We start from the raw sequence: 1,228 nt of genomic DNA on the forward strand, positions 1-1,228 counted from the left end.
CCTTCGAGCTCGGCAGCCGCTGGAACCTCGATCCGCTGCTGCTGGCGGGGCTGGGTGCCGCGCTGCTGCTGGCGCGCCGGTCGCCGCGGCCGGGCCTGGCGATGGCGGCGGTCGGCGTGCTGGCCCTGGCCTTCGTCTCGCCGCTCTGCGCCCTGAGCGTTGCGCTGTTCTCCGCCCGCGCCCTGCACCACCTGCTGCTGGTCACCGCCGCGGCGCCGCTGATCGCGCTGGCCTGGCCGGCCGCGCGGCCGGGCGCGCCGGGGCTCAGCCTGGCCGTCGCCACCGCGGTGCTCTGGGCCTGGCACCTCCCGGCGCTCTACGACGCGGCGCTGGCGGGCACCGGCGTCTACTGGCTGATGCAGGCGACGCTGCTGGGCAGCGCGGTCTGGTCCTGGCGGGCGGTCTTCGCCGCGCCGCCGCTGGCCGGCGGGCTGGCGGCAATCCTGGGCATGGCGCAGATGGGCCTGCTGGGCGCGCTGCTGACCTTCGCCGCCCGGCCGCTCTACGCGGCGCATTTCGGCACCACCGAGCCCTGGGGCCTGGCGCAGCTGGCCGACCAGCAGCTGGCCGGGCTGCTGATGTGGGTGGCGGGCATCATTCCCTATGCGCTGGCGGTGGCCCTGATCGGCCGGCGCGCCTGGCGCGGCGGCCTGCCGGCATGATGGTCGCCGCGCTGAAGTTCCTGCACATCGCCGCCCTGTCGCTCTGGTGCGCCGGGCTGGTCGGCCTGCCGCTGCTGCTGGCGCGGCATGGGCCGGAGGATGCGCAGGCCGACTTCACCCGGCGGCGGCTGGTGACGCACAACGCCTATGTCCGCCTGGTCACCCCGGCCGCCGTGATCGCGGTGGCGGCGGGCACGGCGCTGGTCTTCCTGCGCGGCGTCTTCGTGCCCTGGATGTTCGCCAAGCTGGCGGCCGTCGGGCTGCTGGTGCTGATCCATGCCTGGCTCGGCCATGTCACGCTGCAGGCCGGCGAGCAGCGCGGCGAATACGATGCGCCCTCCGGCGGGCCGCTGGTGGCGGCGGCCCTGCTGTGCATGACGGCAATCCTGTTCCTGGTGCTGGGCAAGCCGCTGTTCGCCGAATGGACAGGGCCGGCCTGGCTGCTGCAGCCGCGCGGTCAGCCCCTTCCGGTCGGCGCGGTGCCGATGTGATAGTCGAAGACCAGCTTGCCGCCATGCCAGCCCGTCATGCCGGTGAAGAACGCCGCGAAGCCCGACAGCAGCAGC

Annotated in this window: 2 protein-coding genes; both read left to right on the top strand. The window is 74.8% G+C overall.

Annotated elements, in window-relative coordinates:
• A partial coding sequence (locus BKE38_RS29620; RefSeq protein WP_076960663.1) for a cytochrome c oxidase assembly protein occupies positions 1-662 on the top strand: 662 nt, incomplete at its 5' end.
• Positions 659-1,153 carry a CopD family protein gene (locus BKE38_RS29625; protein ID WP_076960664.1) on the top strand — a complete coding sequence of 165 codons (495 nt, stop codon included), beginning with the start codon at positions 659-661 and terminating at the stop codon, positions 1,151-1,153. The genes BKE38_RS29620 and BKE38_RS29625, both read left to right, overlap by 4 nt.
• Positions 1,154-1,228 lie beyond the last annotated feature (75 nt).

The organism is Teichococcus deserti, from assembly GCF_001982615.1.
Lineage (GTDB): Bacteria > Pseudomonadota > Alphaproteobacteria > Acetobacterales > Acetobacteraceae > Pseudoroseomonas > Pseudoroseomonas deserti.